This is a genomic window from Paenarthrobacter sp. GQ52, assembly GCF_059759005.1.
In genome coordinates this window covers 69,470-91,527 of the sequence record NZ_JCAXEJ010000019.1, presented here as the reverse complement: position 1 = coordinate 91,527, position 22,058 = coordinate 69,470, and the positions used below count along the sequence as shown (strand labels likewise).

Below are 22,058 nucleotides of genomic sequence, written 5' to 3'. Positions count from 1 at the left end.
GCCTAGAGAATGCCGAGATTGCGCTGCAACTCATACGGGGTGACCTGGAGGCGGTAGTCCTGCCACTCTGCACGCTTGTTGCGCAGGAAGTGCTCGAACACCTGCTCCCCCAGGATCTGGGCCACCAGCTCGGATTCCTCCATGGCCCGGATGGCATCGTGGAGGCTTGCCGGCAACGGCGCATGTCCCATTGCCCTGCGCTCCGCAGTGGTCAATGACCACACGTCGTCTTCGGCGGCGGCCGGAAGTTCGTAGCCTTCCTCGATGCCTTTCAAGCCGGCACCGAGCAGCACGGCGTAGGCCAGGTAGGGATTGGTTGCGCTGTCGATGCCGCGGTACTCGATGCGTGCCGACTGGCCCTTACCGGGCTTGTACAGCGGGACCCGCACCAATGCTGAGCGGTTGTTGTGGCCCCAGCTCAAGTAGCTCGGGGCCTCCCCGCCGCCCCAGAGGCGCTTGTAGGAGTTGACAAACTGGTTGGTGACGGCCGTGAACTCAGGAGCGTGCTTGAGGATTCCGGCAATGAACTGCCGCGCCGTCTTGGACAGCTGGAACTCCGCTCCGGCTTCGAAGAACGCGTTGGTGTCGCCTTCGAAGAGCGAGAAGTGGGTATGCATGCCCGAACCGGGGTGGTCCGTGAACGGCTTGGGCATGAATGTGGCGTAGGTGCCCTGCTGGAGGGCGACTTCCTTGATGACCGTGCGGAACGTCATGATGTTATCCGCGGTCTGGAGGGCATCGGCGTAACGGAGGTCAATCTCGTTTTGGCCCGGACCGCCCTCGTGATGGCTGAACTCCACCGAGATACCGACCGATTCGAGCATGGTCACGGCGGTGCGGCGGAAGTCCTGCGCTACTCCGCCCGGTACGTGGTCAAAGTAGCCACCTTCGTCCACAGGAACCGGAGCCCCGTCCGGGCCCAGTTCCTTCGACTTCAACAGGTAGAACTCGATCTCGGGATGGGTGTAGCAGGTGAAGCCCATGTCCGCGGCCTTCGCGAGGGTCCTCTTGAGGACGTTGCGGGGGTCCGCGGCAGACGGTTCACCATCCGGAGTGAGGACGTCACAGAACATGCGGGACGTCTGCTCGGTCTCGCCACGCCACGGCAGGATCTGGAACGTGGAGGGGTCCGGTTGCGCGAGCATGTCCGACTCGAATACACGGGCAAGGCCCTCGATGGCCGAACCGTCAAAGCCAAGGCCCTCTTCAAAGGCGCCCTCAACTTCGGCCGGCGCCAGCGCCACCGATTTCAGGGAACCCACGACGTCGGTGAACCACAAGCGTACGAAGCGCACGTCACGCTCTTCGATCGTCCGCAGAACGAACTCTTGCTGGCGGTCCATAGGGCCTCTTTTCCGATTCAGTGTCCATGCCGCTGGTTTCAATGGATTGAAGCCACGACAGCTCAGCCTTCACTCTACTAAGAGTTCCGTGCTAATGCCGCAGCAGTAGCTGCGTGTAACACAGCGTTTACATAAGGTGACGCCGGGCACACTGGTGGCAGCCGCCGTCGGCACCGCTTAGGCTCTATCCATGGCCCCGAGCAACCTTCCTGAGTCCACCACGCCCGCCGAAGTTCCCGCACCTTACGGCAGCGGCCCCGCACCAGCGGAGCAAGCGCAAGCGACGGCTGGCAGGAAGCCCATCAGCCGGGTCCGCATACACCACCTGCAGCAGGCCAAGGACAACGGCGAGCACTTCGCCATGCTGACGGCATACGAGCAGTACACCGCCGAAATCTTTGACCAGGCGGGAATCGAAGTCCTCCTGGTGGGTGACTCCGCTTCCAACAACGTGTTCGGCAACGAGACGAGCCTCCCTGTCACAGTGGATGAGCTCCTTCCCCTCACACGGGCAGTCAGCAGGGCGGCCAAGCGGGCGCTGATCGTAGCGGACCTGCCTTTCGGGAGCTATGAAGTTTCTCCCGGTCAGGCAGTGGCCACCGGCGTCCGGTTCCTCAAGGAGGGACTGGCGCACGCCGTCAAGATCGAAGGAACGGCATATTACGCGGACACCGTCAAAGCCATGGTCCAGGCAGGCATCCCCGTCATGGCCCACATCGGATTCACCCCGCAAAGCGAACATTCCCTCGGCGGCTACCGCGTGCAAGGCCGGGGAGACGACGCCCAGCGCCTAATCGAGGACGCCGTTGCCCTGCAGGACGCCGGCGCTTTCAGTGTCCTCATGGAGATGGTTCCTGCGGACACCGCAGCGGCCGTCGACGCCGCATTGCGGGTCCCGACCGTCGGCATCGGTGCTGGCAAGAGCACCACGGGGCAGGTCCTTGTGTGGCAGGACATGGCTGGATTGCGTGGCGGCAAGATGGCCAAATTCGTCAAGCAATACGCAGATCTTCGCACCACGCTGAGTGATGCCGCCGCCGCTTACGGGGAGGATGTCCGGTCCGGTCAGTTCCCCGGACCGGAGCACTCCTTCTAAGCAACGTCCCGGCTAATCGTCGTCCTGGGCATCCCAGGCGTCATTCCGTGCTTTGACCTTTTCCAAGGCGTGCTCGGCTTCTTCCCTGGTCTTATAGGGGCCAATGAGCTGGGTCCAATCGGACAAGGCGTCCTCTTCGATCTCGTGCGTCTTGACGTTGTACCAGTACTCCGTCACGTCTCCTCCTCAGTCTTCGGGCCCTTCGACGCGTAACGTTGGCGGGGTCACAGGAACCCGGCCACACTTTGTTACTTACGTCTCTTGTGTGCCTTATATGATCAATCTATGCCTTCTCTTGCTTCGACCGCACCCATTGGCGCCCTCACCCCGGGAACCATCAGCCCTGAACGACCCGTCCCGGCGTCGATTCCCAGGCCGGAGTATGTCGGCAAGAAGGCACCCGCCAAGTTCACGGGCTCCGAGGTGAAGTCAGCGGAGACCATCGAGAAGATCCGGATTGCCGGAAAGATCGCTGCGCAAGCGATCGTCGAGGTCGGCAAGCATATCCAGCCGGGCGTCACCACCGACCATCTGGACAAGGTGGGGCACGAGTTCCTCCTGGACCACAACGCGTACCCGTCCACCCTCGGCTACCGGGGCTTTCCCAAGTCCCTGTGTTCCTCGCTCAATGAGGTCATTTGCCACGGGATCCCGGACTCAACCGTGGTGCAGGATGGCGACATCCTGAACATTGACATCACTGCCTTCATCAACGGCGTGCATGGGGATACCAACTACACTTTCCTGGTTGGCGACGTGGACGAAGAATCCCGTCTGCTGGTTGAGCGTACGCAGGAGTCGCTCAACCGGGCCATCAAGGCCGTGGCCCCTGGCCGCGAAATCAACGTAATCGGCCGTGCCATCCAGTCCTACGCAAAACGCTTCGGCTATGGCGTAGTTCGGGATTTCACCGGCCACGGCGTGGGCGAGGCCTTTCACACCGGCCTCATCATTCCGCATTACGACGCAGCCCCGGCGTACAACACCGTGATCGAGGCAGGCATGGTCTTCACCATCGAACCCATGCTGACCCTTGGCACCATCGAATGGGATATGTGGGCCGACGACTGGACGGTCGTCACCAAGGACCACAAACGCACGGCCCAATTCGAACACACCCTGCTGGTCACCGAGACCGGCGCGGAAATCCTTACCCTTCCCTGAGCTCTCCGGAAGGTCCCCGCAGCCCGGGCGGCTGCGCCATGCCCATCCCCTCCTGCCATGATCGGAAATGCATTGTCCAAGAAGGATGAGAAGACCCACAAGAACGCCCCGTTGATCGGTATCGACATCGGTGGCACCGGCATCAAGGGCGGCATCGTCGACCTGAAGAAGGGCAAGTTGATTGGCGACCGCTTCCGCGTTCCCACTCCGCAGCCCGCCACTCCGGAAGCTGTAGCTGAGGTTGTCGCCCAAATCGTTGAGGAACTCTCCAGCCGTCCCGACGCGCCGGCAGCGGATTCCCCCGTGGGTGTGACATTCCCCGGCATCATCCAGCACGGCGTGGTCAACTCGGCGGCCAACGTGGACAAAACCTGGCTTGGCACCAACATCGACGCCGCCTTCACCAAACGCCTCGGCCGCCCCGTAGAGGTCATCAATGATGCCGACGCCGCCGGCCTCGCCGAAGCCCGTTACGGTGCTGGCGAGGGCGTGGACGGCACCGTCCTGGTGATCACCCTGGGAACCGGCATCGGATCGGCATTCATCTTCAATGGACAGCTGGTCCCCAACGCCGAGCTCGGGCATCTTGAGGTGGACGGGCACGACGCCGAGACCAAAGCCTCCGCGGTGGCTCGCGAACGCGATGGCCTGAGCTGGGACGAGTACGGCGTCCTGCTCAACCGCTACCTCCAGCACGTGGAGTTCCTGTTCTCCCCCGAGCTGTTCATTGTGGGTGGCGGCATTTCCAAACGCTCCGACGAGTACTTCCCGCACCTTGAGCTGCGGACCAAAATCGTCACGGCAAAGTTGAAGAACGACGCCGGCATTGTGGGCGCGGCACTCGAGGTCGCTTTGCACCACAAGCTCGCGAAGTAGCCGCGGCATGACAGAGGCCGAAACCGCCGACCAGCATGGTGAACGCGGAGTCGCGATCGTCACTGGCGCCAGTCGGGGGATCGGAGCCGCCGTAGCACTCGCCGCGGCGGCTGCCCGGTATCACGTGGTGGTCAATTACTCCGCAGACGCTGAAGGTGCACGGACTGTGGTCAACGACATCCTGGCCCAAGGCGGCAAGGCGCGCGCCGTGCAGGCGGATGTCAGCCAACCGGCCGACGTCGGACGTCTGTTCGACGAAGCCACCGGTTGGGGTCCTGTGACCGCCGTAATCAACAACGCCGCCATCACGGGAAACCTGATCGGCGCCCTCACGGAAGTACCGGCGGAAACGGTCCAACGGGTTGTTGATGTCAACGTGGCCGGAATGATTTTCATGTGCCAGGAAGCAGTTCGGCGACTTTCGACGGACAACGGCGGCAGCGGCGGCTCCATCATCAACGTCTCCTCCACAGCCACCAAGGCGGGCTCGCCCGGAACCTGGGTCCACTACGCGGCCACCAAGGGGGCAGCGGATGTTTTGACGGTGGGCCTTGCCGCCGAAGTGGCCAAGCAGGGCATCCGTGTCAACGCCGTTGCCCCGGGCAGCACCAATACCGGCCTCCACGCAGCGGCTGGAATGCCGGACCGCGTGGAGCGGCTGAACCCAACCATCCCGATGGGCCGCAGCGCGGAGCCGGAGGAGGTGGCTGCGGCGGTGATGTGGCTGATGTCGGACGAGGCCGGGTACATTACTGGAGCCGTGCTCCCTGTGTCCGGCGGGCGCTGATCCCGGTCAGGATTGATGCCGGTGGCGGCTGCGGCTTCCCCTCCGCCGCCGCCACCGGAGCTATAGTTGGCTCTTTTCCGAACCCTTGACTTGCTTGGCGCCTGCCTTGGCCGCTTCTGCCTCATGGCGTAGCAGCGAGATGGCTGATTCGAAGTCCTCCAGGGACTCAAACGCCTGATACACGCTGGCAAAACGAAGGTATGCCACTTCATCAAGCTTCCGGAGCGGGCCCAGAATGGCCAGGCCCACCTCATGGGCATCGATCTCTGCTGCGCCCGAGGAACGAATATTCTCCTCGACTTCCTGGGCGAGCATTGCAAGATCGTCCTCCGTGACCGGACGTCCCTGGCATGCCTTGCGGACTCCACTGATGACCTTGATGCGGCTGAATGGTTCGCCGACGCCGGACCTCTTGATCACGGACAAGCTGGTGGTTTCCACGGTGGTGAAGCGACGTCCGCATTCCGGGCACTGGCGTCGGCGGCGGATGGACGAACCGTCGTCAGCCATTCGGCTGTCGACGACGCGGGAGTCGGGATTCCGGCAGAACGGACAATACACGCTGGGCCTCCCCTGACGGCTCCGGCACGGAATCGCATGCGGCAGGACGCCGGATACGCAAAGGTGCCGGAAGATTCACTTCCGGCACCAGTTTACGTTCGTTTACACCCTAATGACAAGCGTGTAATTACTACATGTAGTGGTAGGCACCCTTATATGTAGTGGTTGAGGCCCTACGCGAAGCGAATTCGAACAGCATCTCCGTGGCCCGGAAGGTCCTCTGCACCCGACAGGCTCACAATGTGTCCACTGACTTGCTCCAAGGCGGCGCGGTCATAGTTGATGACCTGGACCGCGCGGAGGAACGTGGTGACGTTGAGACCGGACGAGAAAGCGGCCGTTCCGCTGGTAGGCAGCACGTGGTTGGAACCTGCGCAGTAGTCCCCCAGGCTGACCGGGCTGAAGTCGCCCACGAAGATCGCTCCCGCGTTACGAATCCGCGCTGCAACCGTGGCCGCGTTGGCCGTCATGATTTCCAGGTGTTCAGCGGCGTATGCGTTGCAGACCGCGATCCCCTGCTCAAGATCATCCACCAGCACCACACCGGACTGTGGTCCGGACAGCGCCTCAAGAACGCGCGCACGGTGCTTTGTTCCAGCGGCCTGCCGCGCCAGTTCAAGCACGACGGCGTCAGCCAGTTCAGCGGAGTCAGTCACCAGGACGGAGGCTGCTTTGGGATCATGCTCCGCCTGGCTTATGAGGTCGGCGGCCACCAACGGGGCCTGCGCGGTGGCGTCGGCAAGGATGGCGATCTCCGTGGTTCCGGCCTCGGAATCGATGCCCACCACACCCTTGACGAGGCGCTTGGCTGTGGCCACGAAAATGTTGCCCGGGCCCGTGACAACGTCAACAGGCTCAATAGACAGTTCATCATCTGTACCAGGGATGCCGTAAGCAAACGAAACAATGGCCTGTGCGCCGCCGATGGCGTACACCTCGTCAATGCCCAGGAGCTTCGCCGCGGCCAGGATGGTGGGGTGCGGGAGGCCGCCAAAGTCTTTCTGCGGCGGGGAGGCAAGCGCAATGGACTCCACGCCGGCGGCAACCGCGGGGACCACGTTCATGATGACTGAAGATGCCAGCGGAGCGAGTCCACCGGGAACGTAGAGCCCAACGCGTCCCACAGGAATCCAGTTTTGGCTGACAACGGCACCGTCGCCAAGTTGTACATCCACATTGGCAGGGCGCTGCTGGTCAGCAAATTGCCTGGCGCGGTTGATGGACTCCTCCAAGGCCGAGCGGACCTTTGGGTCGAGTTCGGTCAGCGCCTGGGTGAGTGCCTCTGCCGGGACTCTGGGGTGTGACTGCTCCACGCCGTCGAATTTCCTGGCCAGTTCGGCCAAGGCGGCAAAGCCGCGGCTACGGACGTCGGAAATGATGTCCAGGACCTTCTGTTCGGCCTCCGCCATCGTCTGATGCTGCGCCCTTGGCACAGCTGCGCGCAGCTCCGCCAAGGAAAGGCGGCGGCCCCGGAAATCGATGCTCCGAAAATTTAGGGCGTCAGTGGAGAGGGCGGAAGTATCCGAGGAAGTGGTCACCCGGCTATTTTACGGGTTTCTTCGACAGAACCCCGAACAGCGCCAGGACAAACGTGATAAAAGCGATGGCAGCAGGCCACAGAACCAGTACAGCGTAGGAGCGCAGCGTGAAGCCAAACCCGGGGCCAAGGGCAGGATCCGGGGCGGGCCCCAGCAACTGGGCGGCAAGCAGCCCAATCAGCCACGCGAAGACCGCACCCAAAGCACCCCCAAGGAGAGCAAAGGCCAAGCGCCGCGCGGCACCATCTCCGTTTAACTTTCCGTCCAGCATCACGCCGGTGAGGCACCCTGCCAGCAGCATCAGGGCTGCGAGGACCAAGTCCCGCGGAAGCCAGGAATCAGGGTTGGCCGCATTCGCCAGATCCGGATTACCCGAGACCAGGTTCAGTCCACCCGGAGCAAGAAGCCACCAGATGAATCCGGCAACCACACCCAAAGCCGCCGGAAGGACCAACCACAGGACGTCCTTCGAGCGCCGGGGTTTGGAGGCAGAGATCTGTTCTGCGACGGCAGGGACGTGCACGGTGGAATCGGTCATGCACCTCACATTAACAAAGGTTCACGCCGACCCGACAAAATGTGGGGCTCGCAGTCCCGGAGGAATACCCTGAAGAAGAAGACATGCAAGGCCCCAATTCAGGAGAAAACCGACGTGCCCAGCGAACCATCCGGCTTCGAGGAGACTTTCAGGGAGATGTTCCGTCGGCATGCCGCTGGAGTAGCCATCATCACGGCGAACCTCAACGGAAGCCCCTTCGGCTTCACCGCCACGTCTGTGGCCTCGCTATCCGCCGAGCCGCCCCGCTTCACCTTCAACATGGCCAGGAGTTCCAGTTCCTGGCCTGCCGTGGCCAACGCGGAGTACATCGGAGTCCACATGCTGGGGCTGGAAAACCAAGCCCTCGCCAATCGCTTCGCACGGACACGCGACCGGTTCGACGGCGACCATTGGGAGCCGGGCCCCCATGACGTGCCTATTCTCAAGGATGTCAGCGGTTGGCTCGTGGGCAGAATCCAGATGCGCCTGTCTTTCGAGAACAACGCTGTGGTGGTAGTCGAGGTCATAGACGGCCAGGTGGGCGAGGACGGCACTCCCCTGCTGTACCACAGCGGCGGTTACAGCAAGCCCGCGCCGCTCGACTACGAAATCTGACCGAGCGGCCGCGAGCCTGCTAGTTATCCAGGCAGGCAGGACCCAGCAGGACCTTCAAGTCACCAAAAAGCGAAGGACTGGGGTTGACCCGCATATGGACGGGCAAGCCCATGACCTCCACCTTCGTGTCTCCCATCAGCTTGAGCCGGACTTCCGAATTTCCGCGGTGGGTTCGCAGCACGTCACGCAGGTCAGTCACTACTGCCTCGGTGGCCTTGAACGTTGGAATGGTGATCACCACGGGACCGTTCACGCTTTCACTGAGGTCCGGGACGGATAGCTCCATGCAGTTCAAAGTGACCGCTCCGTCATCGCGGCGCTGCAGACGGCCCTTGACCACAACGATCAAGTCCTCAGCCAGGACCGAGGCGATGGGACCGTAAACCTGGCCGAAGAACATGACCTCCATGGAAGCGCCCAGGTCTTCGATTTCTGCTCGGGCATAGGCGTTTCCGCTGGCCTTGGCAATCCTGCGGCTCAGCGAGGTGATCATGCCCGCAATGGTGACTATCGCGCCGTCGTGCGGTCCGTCCTCGGCGATGATCGACGTAATGGACTGTTCAGCGTGCTGGCTGAGGACGCCCTCCAGCCCCTGCAAGGGATGGTCTGAAACGTAAAGGCCCAACATGTCCCGTTCGAAGGACAGCTTGTCCTTCTTCTCCCACTCGGGCAGATCCGGGATTTCGGTGGTCAGCGACGCCTCGGGCTCTTGGTCTTCAAAGCCCGCGAAGAGATCGAACTGGCCAATTGCCTCGTTGCGCTTGAGCGTGATCACAGAGTCGATGGCTTCTTCGTGGATCATCGCCAAAGCACGCCGATGGTGACCGAGTGAATCGAACGCTCCGGCTTTGATCAGCGATTCGATGGTGCGCTTGTTGCACACTACGGCGGGCACCTTGAGGAGGAAATCCTTGAAGGACGTGTACTTGCCCTCGGAAGTGCGCGCAGCCACCATTGCATCCACCACATTGACGCCGACATTGCGGATGGCGCCCATGCCGAAGCGGATGTCCGTTCCCACCGGGGTGAAGTTCAACGAGGATTCGTTGACGTCCGGCGGGAGGACAGTAATGCCCATTCGACGGCACTCGTTGAGGTAGATGGCGGATTTGTCCTTGTCATCACCCACGGACGTCAGCAAGGCAGCCATGTACTCCGGCGCGTAGTGCGCCTTCAAGTAGGCCGTCCAGTACGAGATAACGCCATATGCTGCCGAGTGGGCCTTGTTGAAGGCGTAGTCGGAGAACGGGAGCAGAATGTCCCACAGCGTCTTGACGGCGGCCATGGAGTAGCCGTTGTCCTGCATGCCTTGGGAGAAGCCGGCGAACTGCTTGTCCAGCTCGGACTTCTTCTTCTTACCCATGGCGCGGCGAAGGATGTCGGCCTGTCCAAGCGAGTAGCCGGCCAGCTTCTGGGCCACGGCCATGACCTGCTCCTGATACACGATCAGGCCAAAGGTGCCGCCCAGGATTTCCTTCAGCGGTTCTTCCAGCTCCGGGTGGATGGGAATGACTTCCTGGATCCCGTTTTTGCGCAGGGCGTAGTCGGTGTGGGCGTTGGCGCCCATGGGTCCAGGCCGGTACAGGGCAAGAACAGCGGAGATGTCTTCGAAGTTGTCAGGCTTCATGAGCTTGAGCAGGGACCGCATGGGACCGCCGTCGAGCTGGAACACGCCCAAGGTGTCACCGCGCGCCAGGAGCTCGTAGGACGCGGCGTCGTCGAGTTCCAGGTTCTCCAGATCCAGGTCGACGCCGCGGTTCATCTTGATGTTTTCCAGGGCATCCGAAATGATCGTCAGGTTTCGGAGACCCAGGAAGTCCATCTTGATCAGGCCGAGGCCTTCGGACGTCGGGTAATCGAACTGGGTGATGACCTGGCCGTCCTGGAAACGGCGCATGATGGGAATGACATCGATGATGGGGTCCGAGGACATGATGACGCCGGCCGCGTGAACACCCCACTGGCGTTTCAGTCCCTCGATGCCCAGGGCAGTCTCGAAGACCTTGGCGGCCTCCGGATCCGTGGCGATCAGCTGGCGGAAATCCCCGGCTTCGCTGTAACGCTTGGATTCCGGGTTCTGAATGTCCGCCAAGGGAATGTCCTTGGCCATAACGGCAGGAGGAAGTGCCTTGGTCAGCGTCTCACCCATGCTGAACGGGTAGCCCAGCACGCGCGAGGAGTCCTTGAGCGCCTGCTTGGTCTTGATGGTGCCGTACGTGACGATCATGGCCACACGCTCGTCGCCGTACTTCTTGGTGACGTAGTCAATCACCTCGGAGCGGCGGCGATCATCGAAATCGACGTCGAAGTCGGGCATGGAAACGCGGTCCGGGTTAAGGAAGCGTTCAAAGATCAGGCCGTGCTGCAGGGGGTCGAGGTCGGTGATGCGCATGGCGTACGCCACCATGGAGCCTGCACCGGATCCGCGGCCGGGACCTACACGGATGCCGTTGTTCTTGGCCCAGTTGATGAAGTCGGCAACCACCAGGAAGTACCCCGGGAATCCCATGGACGTGATGACGCCCAGCTCGTAGTCCGCCTGCTTCCGGACCTTGTCAGGAATGCCTTGGGGGTAGCGGTACTTCAGGCCGGTATCCACTTCCTTGACCAGCCAGGAGGTCTCGTCTTCCCCGGGAGGGCAAGGGAAGCGCGGCATGTAGTTGGCGCCGGTGTTGAAAGAAACTTCGCAGCGCTCGGCGATGAGCAGCGTGTTGTCGCAAGCTTCAGGGTGATCCCGGAACAGCTCCCGCATCTCCTGCGGCGACTTCAGGTAGTAGCCGCTGCCGGAGAACGCGAAGCGCGAACCGCCGTTGTCATACGTCGGCTCCAGGAGCGTGGAACCGGATTGGATGGCCAACAAGGCCTCGTGGGCCTTGGCATCATGTTCATGCGTGTAATGGAGGTCATTGGTGGCCACCAGCGGGAGGTTGAGCTCCTTGGCAAGGCGCAGAAGATCGCCCGTGACGCGCCGTTCAATGTCCAGCCCGTGATCCATCAGTTCGCAGAAGTAGTTCTCCGCGCCAAAAATATCGCGGAATTCAGCTGCGGCTTCCACAGCCTCACGGTAAAGACCGAGCCGCAACTTGGTCTGGACTTCCCCGGAAGGGCAACCTGTGGTGGCGATCAAGCCTTCGGAGTAGGTGTTGAGTAGTTCCCGGTCCAACCGCGGCCATTTACCAAAGACGGAGTCCAAGGAGGCGATGGATGAAGCCCTGAACAGGTTCCTCATGCCCACGTTGTTGTAACTCAGGAGGGTCATATGGGTATACGAGCCACCACCCGAGACGTCGTCCTTGCGCTGGCTTTCATCGCCCCAGCGCACGCGCTCCTTGTCCCCGCGGGCGGTACCAGGGGTTACGTAGGCTTCGACACCGATGATCGGTTTGATGCCCTTGTCCGTGGCCTTGCGCCAAAAGTCGAAAGCTCCGAACAAATATCCATGGTCCGTGGTGGCCAGGGCGGGCATCCCCAGGCGTTCGGTTTCATCGAACAACTCACCGAGCCGGGCAGCTCCATCCAGCATGGAGTATTCGGTGTGGGTGTGCAGATGGACGAACGAATCATTGCTGGAAGTCACCACGACAGTCTACCGTCCCGGGTCCGACAGAAGTCGGACCCGGGCAGTGAATTCTGTCTATGCGGAGCCTGTCGCGAGCAAATCCAGGGCGTACTGAAGGTCCGCCGGGTAGTCGCTGCTGACTTCAACCCAATCGCCTGTGCGGGGGTGGGTGAAGCCCAGCTGGCGGGCGTGCAACCATTGCCGGGTGAGGCCGAGGTTCGCAGCGAGACGAGGGTCTGCCCCATAGGTGAGATCTCCGGCACACGGATGCCGAAGCGCCGAGAAGTGGACTCGGATCTGATGCGTCCGGCCGGTCTCCAAATGGACTTCCACCAAGGTCGCTTTGCCAAAAGCTTCCAGGACCTCGTAATGGGTCACTGACGGCCGGCCGTCCTCAATGACGGCGAACCGCCAGTCATGGCCGGGGTGACGACCGATCGGCGCGTCAATAGTGCCCTCCAGCGGATCAGGCAGTCCCTGAACGACTGCGTGATAAACCTTCTCCACGGTACGTTCCTTGAACGCCCGCTTCAGGACCGTGTAGGCGTGCTCGGTCTTGGCCACGACCATCACGCCGGACGTACCGACGTCGAGCCTGTGAACGATTCCCGCCCGCTCAGGCGCCCCTGAGGTTGAAATCCGGTATCCGGCACCGGCGAGACCCCCCACTACAGTAGGGCCCACCCAGCCGGGCGAGGGATGGGCAGCAACCCCCACAGGCTTGTCGATGACAACGAATTCCTCGTCGTCCAGCAGGATCTTCAGGCCTTCCACAACTTCCTCCACGACTTCCAAGGGATCCGGACGCTCGGGAACCGTGACATCAATCAACGCGCCGGCAACGAGCTTTGCCGACTTACCCATTGCCACTCCGCCGCTTGTGACGTTTCCCTCGGAAATCAGCAGCGCAGCCGCGGAGCGCGAAATGTCCAGAAGCTGCGCCAGGCCTGCGTCAACGCGAACGCCGGCCAGCTCTTCGGGGACCACCACAGATTCACTCACCAGCAGGCTCCCCGGTAGTGCCGCCCGCAGGCTTCGCATCTTTGGCGGGCTTGGGTACTGCTACATGCCGCGTTCCATCCATGCCGACGCCCCGCAGCGTCAGGAGGCAAATAATAACGACGCCCGACACCACCGCCGAGTCGGCGATGTTGAAGATGGCGAAGTTCGGCAATTGGATAAAGTCCACCACATGCCCCATGGCGAAGGATGGCTCACGGAACAAACGGTCGGTTAAGTTGCCGAGAGCCCCTCCCAGCAACAGCCCCAAGGAAAGCGCCCACCAAGCAGAACCCAACTTTCGCAATTGGAAGAGGATCGCCACGGAAACAGCTGCCATGACGATCGTGAAGATCCATGTCACGTTCTCGCCGATGGAAAACGCCGCCCCGGAATTACGGATGTAGTACCAGTGCAGCAACGGAGGCAGCACAGGAATGCGCTCACCCTCTGTCATGGTGCTGGTCACCCAGAGCTTGGTGAGCTGATCAAAAACGTAGGCGAACACGGCGAAGCCGGCAAAGAGCCAGAGCATGGCAGGACGCCACTTACGGCGCTCAGCAGGCGCCGGTTGTGCGGCGTCAGCGGTGAAGTCGTCGGTCATAGTGCTTTCATTCGGGAAGCGTGGCGGGCTGCTGTCAGCTTTTGGCCGCTGTCAGTCTTTAACAGCGAAAGCCGGTGGCCGAGGAGTCCTCAGCCACCGGCTTTCAGAATACTTGCTAAACGTCTGCGGTTGCTTCGCCAACCTCAGGGGCAGCAACGGAACCACGGGCGTCGAGGTCGCGGAGCTGACCCTCGATGTAAGCCTTCAGGCGTGAACGGTAGTCGCGCTCGAAGCCGCGGAGCTGCTCAACCTTGCGCTCAAGAACGGAGCGCTGCTGCTCGAGGGCACCAAGGATCTTGCGGGACTTCTCCTGGGCGTCGTTGACGAGGCTGGAAGCCTCGATCTGAGCCTCGGCAATGATCTTTTCCTTCTGCTGCGCACCGTCTGAAACGTGCTTGTCGTGCATCTGCTGTGCCATGGCAAGCAGGCCTGCAGCAGACTCAGCGGAAGAGGTGACGCCGTTGCCGGCAGCGGGTGCCTTCGGAGCTGCGGCAGCGGCAGCAGCTTGCTCGGCTTCCTTCTTCTTGGCAGCTTCGGCAGCCTTGGCTTCGGCTTCCGCCTTCGCCTCTGCTTCCTTGTCGACCTTGACCGGGGCCGGAACCTTCTCGACGACCGGGGCTGCAGCAGTTGCAGCGGGAACAGCCGATCCGGCCTCGCCGAGCTTCTTGCGAAGTTCGTCGTTCTCCTGGTTCAAGCGGCGAAGTTCCACCACGATCTCGTCGAGGAAGTCATCGACCTCATCCTGGTCGTAGCCTTCGCGGAACTTGGTCGGCTGAAAGCGCTTGTTGACAACGTCTTCTGGCGTCAAAGCCATCTGGTCACCTCGTTGGTCTAGTTAGTCAGTAGGCCTTCCGGCCGTTCAAAACTACGGTACCTAAATATCATCTTGTTCCTCTAATTCAACACCATCGTGTTGATTTGGAGAATTTGCGGCCTATGGACCATCGGTGGCCCGGGTTCCGCGAAGCAGCTACGCCAGGCTGCTGGTCACTGCCATGGCAATGCTGACGGCAATAATCAGGATCAGGAAGCCCAAATCCAGCGATATTCCGCCCAGTTGAAGGGGTGGTATGAGTTTTCGGAGCCTGCCAAGCGGAGGATCCGTTACGGAGTACACCACATGGGCTGTAACCAACGCCACACCCCTTGGCCGCCACTGACGGGCGAACATCTGGACCCATTCGAAGATGAGTCGGATGATCAGGGCAATGAAGAACAGCAACAACACAATATAGATAAGGCCGAAAACAATGCCCACGAGTTAGCTCAGATCTCCCACTTGTTCCGGAATGCGGATCGGTCCCTACTATTGCAACACAGATGCCAGGCGGGGTGACCCGCCTGGCATCTGCAAAAAACTGTTATCAGCTCTGGTTGAAGAAACTGGCCTGCGTTTCGCTTGCCTTCTTGTCATCTCCGATGACCTCAACGTACGACGGCGACAACAGGAAGACTTTGTTGGTCACCCTCTCGATGCTGCCGTGCAGGCCAAAAACAAGGCCGGCAGAGAAGTCCACGAGTCGCTTGGCGTCGGCTTCGCCCATGTCAGTGACATTCATGATCACAGGAATGCCATCCCTGAAACTCTCACCGATGACCTTGGCATCGTTGTATGAACGCGGGTGAACGGTGGTGATCTGCCTCAGGCCCGAGGCATCTTCGCGGCTGGACGCCGCACGCTTGATGGGTGTCACGGGTGCGCGGTATTCCTCTTCGGCATCAACAGTGGGCATTTCACGGACAACTTCCCGGACGGGAGCAGGCGCACGGCGCTCTTCCCGTTCCTGTGCCTGGGGGCGTTCTTCATCGTGGTGCGTGGCGACGGACTGCTCAGATTCGTAGTGTTCATCGCCGTCGGCGAGCCCAAGATAGATCATTGTCTTGCGCAGAGCGCCAGCCATGGTGCACTCCTATCATTTCTGCAGTAGGCGGGCCGCCATGACTTGACATATTGGAACCCCGGCCCGTCATTCCAATACTTTGACGCTACCCCACGGCCGGACGGGAACCGAGAATATCGGAGCCAATTCTCAGGTGTGTCGCCCCGAACTTCACCGCTGCTTCCAGGTCCTGGCTCATCCCCGCAGAAATACCTGTTGCGGCGGGATGAACAGCGCAGAGCGCCTGGGAAATCCCGGCGAGCTTCTCAAACGCGGCGTTCGGATCAGCCCCCAGCGGCGCCACTGCCATCAGCCCGGCCAGCCGCAGCCCTTCAGCTGATTCTATTTTTCCTGCGAGGACCTCGACGCCGGAAGGGTTGGCACCGCCGCGGTGAGCGCCGGCATCGTCGTCCAAGCTGACCTGGATGAAGCAATCGAGGTCGCTCCGCCCCGTGGCATCCTTTTCACGGGCGATGGCCTTGGCCAAAGCGTCAACAACCGCCACGCGGTCGATGGACTGGACCGACGAGGCATACTTGGCCACGGACTTCGCCTTATTGCTCTGAAGCTGGCCAATGAAGTGCCACTTGACGTCAACATGTGTGAGCTCAGCACTCTTGGCGGCAGCTTCTTGGTCGCGGTTTTCGCCGACGTCCGTAACGCCGAGGGCGACCAAGCGACGGACGTCGGCCGCGGGATGGAACTTGGTGACCACAATCAGCCGCGGTGAATCAGTCCGCCCGGCAACGTGGACGGCAGATTCCATTCGTTGGCGGACGAGGCCGAGCCGATGAGCAAGCTCAGCGGTCCGGGCGTCGCCGCCCGAATCCTGCCCTTGTTCATTGTCATATCCAACGCTAGTCATGAGTCCACACCAAACCTGCGAATCGACCGGTTCGGGAGTCCCGCCGGTAGGAAAATAGGGAGTCGTTTTCGAGGGTGCATCCTCCGGAATACTCCACGGTGATGTGGAGTGCAGTCAACTGGGCCCGGACACCCGCCGGCAGGTCCAAGGCCGGCGTTCCCCACGAGGTGGAAGACCATGTTTCGGGAACTTTTGCTGCGACGTCGGCCCGCAGCTGTTCCGGGACCTCATAACAGGATCCGCAGATGGACGGACCGAGCCATGCGCTGATGCTGGCGGCTCCCCGGAGGCGCATTTCTTCGACGGTGGCAGGTACAACGGCAGAAGCGACACCGGGACGCCCGGCGTGGGCAGCAGCTAAGACGGGGTTGTCGTCGGCGTCACTCCCAACGAGCACAACCGGGACGCAATCAGCCACCATGACAGCCAGAGGCTGTGGTGGACGCGGGAATGTTGTGGACGCTTGCTTGCTGGACGATCCCCCGGCGGCGGAGACCATAGCGTCAGCAGTGGGTCCCGGACCGTGTCCTGCAATGAACTCAACGTGGTTGCCGTGGACCTGATCCATATATTGGAACTGCCCTGCAACGGGACCATTGGCGCTCAGGCCAATAGCCTGTTCCAACCGGAGACGACGGGCCATCACGTCCGAGGGATCGTCCCCCACATGGAGAGCCAGGTTCCCGGCGCCTGCATCCGTGAAGGCTACAGAAACGCCGGGCCGTACTTCATCTCGCCACCAAAACACCTGGTACTGACTCTCCGAACGTGGCTTACTTCAGGAAGTCGGGAACGTCGAGGTCGTCGGAGCGGCTGCCCGAAAGATCGGGTTCAACCACAGCCGGAAGGTCGACGTCGAAGCCGGAGTCCGCGGGCAGGGCGGAGGGACGCTGCTGGCCCCAGTTGCTCAACCCTGCTGCGCCGATGCCAGCCGTAGCGTGCTGCGGTGCGGCAGCGCTGGAAGGCGCGCTGCTCGGAGCAGCCGGGCGGTCCGAGGGCACAGGGTTCTGGGCCGGACGTGACTGGTCCATGGACGGCGAAGTTGCCTTGACGTCGTCGAAGCCTGCAGCAATGACAGTCACGCGTGCTTCGTCACCCAGGGCGTCGTCAATGACGGCACCGAAGATGATGTTTGCCTCGGGGTGGGCCACTTCCTGCACAAGGCGGGCAGCCTCGTTGATCTCGAACAGCCCAAGATCGGAGCCGCCCTGGATGGAAAGAAGGACACCGTGGGCACCGTCGATGGATGCTTCCAGGAGCGGGGAGGCGATGGCCAGCTCGGCAGCCTTGACAGCGCGGTCTTCGCCACGGGCGGAACCGATGCCCATGAGGGCCGATCCTGCGCCCTGCATGACGGATTTGACGTCAGCGAAGTCAAGGTTGATCAAGCCCGGGGTGGTAATGAGGTCCGTGATGCCCTGGACACCGGAAAGGAGCACCTGGTCCGCGGAGCGGAAGGCGTCCAGGACGGAGACGTTGCGATCACTGATGGACAGGAGGCGATCGTTGGGGATGACGATCAGGGTGTCGACTTCGTCGCGGAGGGCGTCAATGCCGGCCTCGGCAGAGCCTGCGCGGCGTCGGCCTTCGAAGGTGAACGGACGGGTTACGACGCCAATGGTCAGCGCACCGAGGGAGCGGGCGATGCGCGCGACCACGGGTGCGCCACCGGTTCCGGTGCCACCCCCCTCGCCTGCAGTAACGAAGACCATGTCAGCACCACGGAGAACTTCTTCGATCTCGTCGGCGTGGTCTTCTGCTGCCTGCTTGCCGACCTCCGGGTTTGCCCCGGCACCGAGGCCGCGGGTGAGTTCACGTCCGACGTCGAGCTTGACGTCGGCGTCGCTCATGAGCAGCGCCTGCGCGTCGGTGTTGATGGCGATGAACTCCACGCCCCGAAGGCCGACCTCGATCATGCGGTTGACTGCGTTCACGCCACCGCCGCCGATGCCGACGACCTTGATGACGGCCAAGTAATTCTGCGGTGCTGCCACGTTTCGTGCCCCTTGCTTGTGTCCTATAGCGAAACTGATCGAGTCCAACTTGAATCCTTGGACCTTAACCCTCTAGTTGAAGGTTATAGTTATGTCAAGTAACTCTACTGCGACGGTATTTCCTCTGGTTGCCACATGCAATCTCCGCTTGCGCGTGTCGTGTGATTGTCGCGAAATAAGGCCACCGCCGGCCGCAGGTTACGTTCTCATTTGCTGCTTATTTTGTGAATGGATGCCGGGGAACACTGACGTCGTAGATACTGACGGGAACCTTGGGGTCCGCCGGCATCCGCAGGAGCGCTTCAAGTGCCTTCGACTTCAGTTCCCTGTCCTCGGCATTGCCCCACACTACCGTCTTTCCGTCCACCAGCTTCAGCTCAACAGCATCGGCTGATGCTGCAGAGGCCGTGGACATCCTGGCCAGGATATCGGCGGGCAAGGTGTCCAGCACGGCAGCAATAGCCTTGAACAACTCCGTGTTGGTTGTGCCAACTCCAGCGTCGATCAACGGAAGTGCAACCGCCGACAAGTCCTTCGTTGCACCGAGCTGCACACCGTCCACGTCCACCATGACGTAGGAGTCCCCCTGCTTCAGCAGTGCCACCGGGACGCGTTCGTTCACGTGCACCAGCAACTCCGACGGCGGCCGCGCTTCCATGGTGGCCGAACGGACCTGGACCAACGGTTTCAGGAGCTCGTTGATTTCCTGCTCGCTGAGCTGCGGGAGGGGCTTTCCTTCGAGGCCGGACAGTGCTTTCTGCACCGCGTCCGGCGTCAGCAACGTCGTGCCATCCACAGTGATGGTCCGGACTGCGAGCACGGGCGAAAATATTGCCCCTGCAATCAAAGCACCGACCACAACGGCCACAATGGAAAGCGTCCAGAGCACGAGTCGCCGCTGGCGGCGCTTCTTCGGCTCAGGAAAGGCAATGACATTGTCCGCCGGCAAGGTCTTGCCGTCTTTGGCGGGCCCGCCAGCGGCCTTGGAACCACCGCCTGCGGATTTGGCAGCGGTTGCCTGCTTCTCCGGGGCCTTCGCTTCCGGTTCAACGGAACGCTGTGCACTGATGACCTCCGCGGACTCACCCCGGGGACGGCCAGCCTTGCTTTGGCGAGGCGCCGTAGCCGGTTTGAAGGTCGGCTTGCGGGTGCTAGCCACCCAACGCCTCCACAATCAACGGCCCGTAGGCAGTGACATCTCCCGCGCCCACCGTCAGGACCACATCGCCTTCGCTTGCAACGGCTGCCACGGCGTCAACGGCTTCATCCGCGGAAACCAGCCGTCCGTTCACCAGATGCTCGGTGATCAGCGTGCTTGTCACACCAGGGATGGGGTCCTCGCGGGCTGGATAGATGTCCAGGACCATGGCGGTGTCTGCCAGGTCCAGGGCGGCCGCGAACTCCTGGGAGAACTCACGGGTGCGGGAAAACAGATGCGGCTGGAAGAGGACGTGCACTTTGTTTCCGGCGGCCACGGAACGGGCTGCAGACAAAGCTGCGCGGACCTCAGTGGGGTGGTGGGCGTAGTCGTCATACACGCGCACTCCCCTGCCAATGCCCTTGAGCTCAAAGCGCCGGGACGCGCCCGTGAAGTGGCCCAGTGCCGCCGCTGCAGCACCCGGTTCCACACCGAGTTCGACGGCGACGGCGAACGCAGCTGCCGCGTTCAGGGCATTGTGCCGCCCCGGTACCTGAAGTTCGAGTTTGTTGACGTCACCGTTATAGGCCACCGACACGTTGCCCGGGCCGTCATCGTGAAGCCGGACGTTAGCGTCGTCGGATGTGCCGTACGTCAGCACCCGTGTGGTCCCCTGGGCCGCTGTGCGCTCCGCCAAGGCACGGGCACCGGGGTCGTCGGCACATGCCAGTAGGACGCCATCGGCAGGCAGCAGGGCCGCAAAGGCATCGAAGGAAGCGAAGACGGCTTCCGGCGTCCCATAGTGGTCCAAATGGTCGGCCTCGACGTTGGTGACCACGGCAATCAAGGGCCGGTAGTTGAGGAATGAACCATCCGATTCGTCGGCCTCTGCCACAAAAATGTCGGATGCCCCATGTGCCGCGTTAACGCCAAGTGCCGGCACGTTCGCGCCGATGGCGAAGGAGGGATCCAAACCGGCTTCCTTGAGCAGGACGGCAACCATGGAGGTGGTAGTGGATTTGCCGTGGGTACCCGCCACGGTTACCACCCGGTGGCCGGCCATGGTGGCGGCCAGCGCTTCGGACCGGTGCAACACGGGCAGACCGGCATCACGCGCCGCCACCAGCTCCGGATTATCCGCACGGATGGCTGAGCCGGCCACGATTGTCTGGGCGTCTCCCAGGTTTCCGGCGTCATAGCCCACGGCGATGCGCGCACCTGCCAGGGAAAGGTCCCGCATGACCGGCAAATCCTTGACATCCGTACCACTGACCGGAACACCCCGTGACACCATGATGCGTGCGACGGCGGACATCCCCACTCCCCCGATGCCGATGAAGTGAACGCGTCCGAGGGACTCTAGGCGGGCGATAGTGGTGGTCATTCGGATACCGCTTCCAAGACAAGATCAGCCATGCGCTGATCGGCGTTTCTGATACCGAGGGCCTCGGATTTACGGGCCATGTCGTTGAGCCTGCTGCTATCTGTCAGAAGCGGAATCAATTCGCTTCGCAGCCATTCCGGACTGAGGTCCTTGTCATCCACCATCATGGCGCCGCCGGCGGCAACCAAGGGAGCAGCATTGAGTGCCTGCTCTCCGTTGCCGATGGGCAAGGGCACGAATACTGCGGGAACTCCCACTGCCGCTACTTCGCTGACTGTTCCGGCGCCGGCACGGGCCAGAAGGACATCCGCAGCGGCATAGACGTTCTCCATCCCGTCTACGTACTCAACCTGCCGATAGCCGTCGGCGGCGAGAAGTCCGCCGTCGTCATTCTTGACGGCTTTGCCGACGCCTGTGATGTGGAGCGTCTGCACACCGGCAGCCGCAAGCGCCGGAAGGGCGGCCGTGATGGCACGGTTGATGCTTAACGCCCCTGACGAGCCGCCGGTGACGATCAGCGCAGGGCGGCGGCCATCCAATCCAAGCGCCGCCTTTGCGGCAGGAGCAGCAACAGTCCTGTGAAGTTGCGAGATGGCCCGGCGCATCGGCATGCCTACGTGGCGTGCACCCCTCAACCGGGTACCGGCAAATGCCACGGCAACATGGTTGCTGAACCGGGCGCCGACCCGGTTGGCCAGGCCGGCCTTCATATTGGCCTCATGGATGACGATGGGAATCCTGAGCTTCCTGGCAGCAAGGTACATCGGTGTGCAGACGTACCCGCCCACACCCACCAGAACGTCCGCGCGGGATTCCTCCAGGATGCGCCGGGCCTGCCGAACCGCCCCGCTCAAACGGGCGGGCAGCTTCACGAGGTCCGCTGAGGGCCTGCGCGGAAACGGGACCCGGTCGATCGTGGCAAGTTCGTACCCGGCGGCGGGGACGAGGCGGGTTTCCATGCCCGACGGCGTGCCAACAGCAAGGATGGCGGCCTCCGGACGCTTGTCCCTGATGGCATCGGCAATGGCCAGCAACGGGCTGACGTGACCGGCAGTTCCGCCGCCGGCCAGGACGACGGACAAGGGCTTGGATGCGTTGGCGGAATCAAAAGTCATGA

22 protein-coding genes are annotated in these 22,058 nt (G+C 62.0%); 5 read left to right on the top strand and 17 right to left on the bottom strand.

Going from position 1 to position 22,058, the window contains the following annotated elements; all coding sequences use genetic code 11:
- Positions 1–2 precede the first annotated feature (2 nt).
- Positions 3–1,343 carry a type I glutamate--ammonia ligase gene (glnA, locus tag AC6CH8_RS19265; RefSeq protein WP_011774437.1) on the bottom strand — a complete coding sequence of 447 codons (1,341 nt, stop codon included), beginning with the start codon at positions 1,341–1,343 and terminating at the stop codon, positions 3–5.
- Between the two features lie 190 nt (positions 1,344–1,533).
- Between glnA and panB the strand changes: the two genes are divergently transcribed.
- Positions 1,534–2,439 carry a 3-methyl-2-oxobutanoate hydroxymethyltransferase gene (gene panB / locus AC6CH8_RS19260; protein WP_420180760.1) on the top strand — a complete coding sequence of 302 codons (906 nt, stop codon included), beginning with the start codon at positions 1,534–1,536 and terminating at the stop codon, positions 2,437–2,439.
- Positions 2,440–2,451: 12 nt separating this feature from the next.
- Here the strand turns inward: panB and AC6CH8_RS19255 are convergent, their stop codons facing one another.
- Positions 2,452–2,616: an SPOR domain-containing protein gene (locus AC6CH8_RS19255; RefSeq protein WP_017200863.1), complete on the bottom strand. Its 165-nt coding sequence runs from the start codon at positions 2,614–2,616 to the stop codon at positions 2,452–2,454.
- 108 nt (positions 2,617–2,724) lie between these two features.
- Between AC6CH8_RS19255 and map the strand changes: the two genes are divergently transcribed.
- The 3 genes from map (at position 2,725) to AC6CH8_RS19240 (ending at position 5,266) form a co-directional block, all read left to right on the top strand.
- A complete protein-coding gene (gene map / locus AC6CH8_RS19250; RefSeq protein ID WP_091466673.1) occupies positions 2,725–3,603 on the top strand; it encodes a type I methionyl aminopeptidase in 879 nt (292 codons plus the stop codon).
- 72 nt (positions 3,604–3,675) lie between these two features.
- Complete coding sequence (ppgK, locus tag AC6CH8_RS19245; RefSeq protein ID WP_420181144.1) at positions 3,676–4,479, top strand: polyphosphate--glucose phosphotransferase; 804 nt, start codon at positions 3,676–3,678, stop codon at positions 4,477–4,479.
- 7 nt (positions 4,480–4,486) lie between these two features.
- Entirely contained in the window at positions 4,487–5,266 is a 780-nt protein-coding gene (locus tag AC6CH8_RS19240) for an SDR family oxidoreductase (RefSeq protein WP_498191920.1), read from the top strand.
- Positions 5,267–5,326: 60 nt separating this feature from the next.
- Here the strand turns inward: AC6CH8_RS19240 and nrdR are convergent, their stop codons facing one another.
- The 3 genes from nrdR to AC6CH8_RS19225 form a co-directional block, all read right to left on the bottom strand.
- On the bottom strand, positions 5,327–5,827 hold the full coding sequence (gene nrdR / locus AC6CH8_RS19235; protein WP_091466668.1) for a transcriptional regulator NrdR: 501 nt from the start codon (positions 5,825–5,827) through the stop codon (positions 5,327–5,329).
- 173 nt (positions 5,828–6,000) lie between these two features.
- The gene (hisD, locus tag AC6CH8_RS19230) at positions 6,001–7,365 is read right to left on the bottom strand and encodes a histidinol dehydrogenase (RefSeq protein WP_420180757.1); all 1,365 of its coding nucleotides are present in this window, start codon (positions 7,363–7,365) and stop codon (positions 6,001–6,003) included.
- A 4-nt stretch (positions 7,366–7,369) separates the two neighbouring features.
- Positions 7,370–7,903 (bottom strand): hypothetical protein, encoded by a 534-nt coding sequence (locus AC6CH8_RS19225; protein WP_179017386.1) that lies wholly within the window; start codon positions 7,901–7,903, stop codon positions 7,370–7,372.
- A gap of 114 nt (positions 7,904–8,017) precedes the next feature.
- On the opposite strand from AC6CH8_RS19225, the gene AC6CH8_RS19220 reads away from it, so the two are divergent.
- Positions 8,018–8,518: a flavin reductase family protein gene (locus AC6CH8_RS19220; RefSeq protein WP_420180755.1), complete on the top strand. Its 501-nt coding sequence runs from the start codon at positions 8,018–8,020 to the stop codon at positions 8,516–8,518.
- A gap of 19 nt (positions 8,519–8,537) precedes the next feature.
- On the opposite strand, the gene dnaE is transcribed toward AC6CH8_RS19220, so the two are convergent.
- From dnaE to murG, 12 genes are all read right to left on the bottom strand, one after another.
- Positions 8,538–12,095 (bottom strand): DNA polymerase III subunit alpha, encoded by a 3,558-nt coding sequence (dnaE, locus tag AC6CH8_RS19215; protein ID WP_420180754.1) that lies wholly within the window; start codon positions 12,093–12,095, stop codon positions 8,538–8,540.
- 57 nt (positions 12,096–12,152) lie between these two features.
- Positions 12,153–13,079, bottom strand: a complete 927-nt coding sequence (locus AC6CH8_RS19210) for an RluA family pseudouridine synthase (protein ID WP_091466661.1) — start codon at positions 13,077–13,079, stop codon at positions 12,153–12,155.
- Positions 13,072–13,680 (bottom strand): signal peptidase II, encoded by a 609-nt coding sequence (lspA, locus tag AC6CH8_RS19205; protein ID WP_420180752.1) that lies wholly within the window; start codon positions 13,678–13,680, stop codon positions 13,072–13,074. Before lspA ends, AC6CH8_RS19210 begins: the two co-directional genes overlap by 8 nt.
- Before the next feature lie 115 nt (positions 13,681–13,795).
- Positions 13,796–14,494, bottom strand: a complete 699-nt coding sequence (locus tag AC6CH8_RS19200; protein ID WP_091466657.1) for a DivIVA domain-containing protein — start codon at positions 14,492–14,494, stop codon at positions 13,796–13,798.
- Positions 14,495–14,650: 156 nt separating this feature from the next.
- On the bottom strand, positions 14,651–14,938 hold the full coding sequence (locus tag AC6CH8_RS19195) for a YggT family protein (RefSeq protein ID WP_091466654.1): 288 nt from the start codon (positions 14,936–14,938) through the stop codon (positions 14,651–14,653).
- Positions 14,939–15,044: 106 nt separating this feature from the next.
- Entirely contained in the window at positions 15,045–15,581 is a 537-nt protein-coding gene (locus AC6CH8_RS19190) for a cell division protein SepF (RefSeq protein ID WP_011774422.1), read from the bottom strand.
- Positions 15,582–15,666: 85 nt separating this feature from the next.
- On the bottom strand, positions 15,667–16,425 hold the full coding sequence (locus tag AC6CH8_RS19185) for a YggS family pyridoxal phosphate-dependent enzyme (RefSeq protein WP_498191919.1): 759 nt from the start codon (positions 16,423–16,425) through the stop codon (positions 15,667–15,669).
- Positions 16,418–17,173 (bottom strand): purine nucleoside phosphorylase YfiH/LACC1 family protein, encoded by a 756-nt coding sequence (locus AC6CH8_RS19180; protein WP_498191918.1) that lies wholly within the window; start codon positions 17,171–17,173, stop codon positions 16,418–16,420. The genes AC6CH8_RS19185 and AC6CH8_RS19180 overlap by 8 nt, the downstream gene beginning before the upstream one ends.
- A 25-nt stretch (positions 17,174–17,198) precedes the next feature.
- The gene (gene ftsZ, locus AC6CH8_RS19175) at positions 17,199–18,419 is read right to left on the bottom strand and encodes a cell division protein FtsZ (RefSeq protein ID WP_011774419.1); all 1,221 of its coding nucleotides are present in this window, start codon (positions 18,417–18,419) and stop codon (positions 17,199–17,201) included.
- Positions 18,420–18,636: 217 nt separating this feature from the next.
- A complete protein-coding gene (locus AC6CH8_RS19170) occupies positions 18,637–19,578 on the bottom strand; it encodes a cell division protein FtsQ/DivIB (protein WP_498191917.1) in 942 nt (313 codons plus the stop codon).
- Positions 19,571–20,941: a UDP-N-acetylmuramate--L-alanine ligase gene (gene murC / locus AC6CH8_RS19165; RefSeq protein ID WP_091466645.1), complete on the bottom strand. Its 1,371-nt coding sequence runs from the start codon at positions 20,939–20,941 to the stop codon at positions 19,571–19,573. The genes AC6CH8_RS19170 and murC overlap by 8 nt, the downstream gene beginning before the upstream one ends.
- A complete protein-coding gene (murG, locus tag AC6CH8_RS19160; RefSeq protein ID WP_498191916.1) occupies positions 20,938–22,056 on the bottom strand; it encodes an undecaprenyldiphospho-muramoylpentapeptide beta-N-acetylglucosaminyltransferase in 1,119 nt (372 codons plus the stop codon). The genes murC and murG overlap by 4 nt, the downstream gene beginning before the upstream one ends.
- Positions 22,057–22,058: the final 2 nt, after the last annotated feature.

Excerpts from the sequence above, each read along its gene's own strand:
- glnA (WP_011774437.1), bottom strand. The coding sequence starts at position 1,343 with ATGGACCGCCAGCAAGAGTTCGTTCTGCGGACGATCGAAGAGCGTGAC.
- panB (WP_420180760.1), top strand. The coding sequence starts at position 1,534 with ATGGCCCCGAGCAACCTTCCTGAGTCCACCACGCCCGCCGAAGTTCCC.
- map (WP_091466673.1), top strand. The coding sequence starts at position 2,725 with ATGCCTTCTCTTGCTTCGACCGCACCCATTGGCGCCCTCACCCCGGGA.
- AC6CH8_RS19240 (WP_498191920.1), top strand. The coding sequence starts at position 4,487 with ATGACAGAGGCCGAAACCGCCGACCAGCATGGTGAACGCGGAGTCGCG.
- AC6CH8_RS19225 (WP_179017386.1), bottom strand. The coding sequence starts at position 7,903 with ATGACCGATTCCACCGTGCACGTCCCTGCCGTCGCAGAACAGATCTCT.
- lspA (WP_420180752.1), bottom strand. The coding sequence starts at position 13,680 with ATGACCGACGACTTCACCGCTGACGCCGCACAACCGGCGCCTGCTGAG.
- AC6CH8_RS19200 (WP_091466657.1), bottom strand. The coding sequence starts at position 14,494 with ATGGCTTTGACGCCAGAAGACGTTGTCAACAAGCGCTTTCAGCCGACC.
- AC6CH8_RS19190 (WP_011774422.1), bottom strand. The coding sequence starts at position 15,581 with ATGGCTGGCGCTCTGCGCAAGACAATGATCTATCTTGGGCTCGCCGAC.
- AC6CH8_RS19185 (WP_498191919.1), bottom strand. The coding sequence starts at position 16,425 with ATGACTAGCGTTGGATATGACAATGAACAAGGGCAGGATTCGGGCGGC.
- murC (WP_091466645.1), bottom strand. The coding sequence starts at position 20,941 with ATGACCACCACTATCGCCCGCCTAGAGTCCCTCGGACGCGTTCACTTC.
- murG (WP_498191916.1), bottom strand. The coding sequence starts at position 22,056 with ATGACTTTTGATTCCGCCAACGCATCCAAGCCCTTGTCCGTCGTCCTG.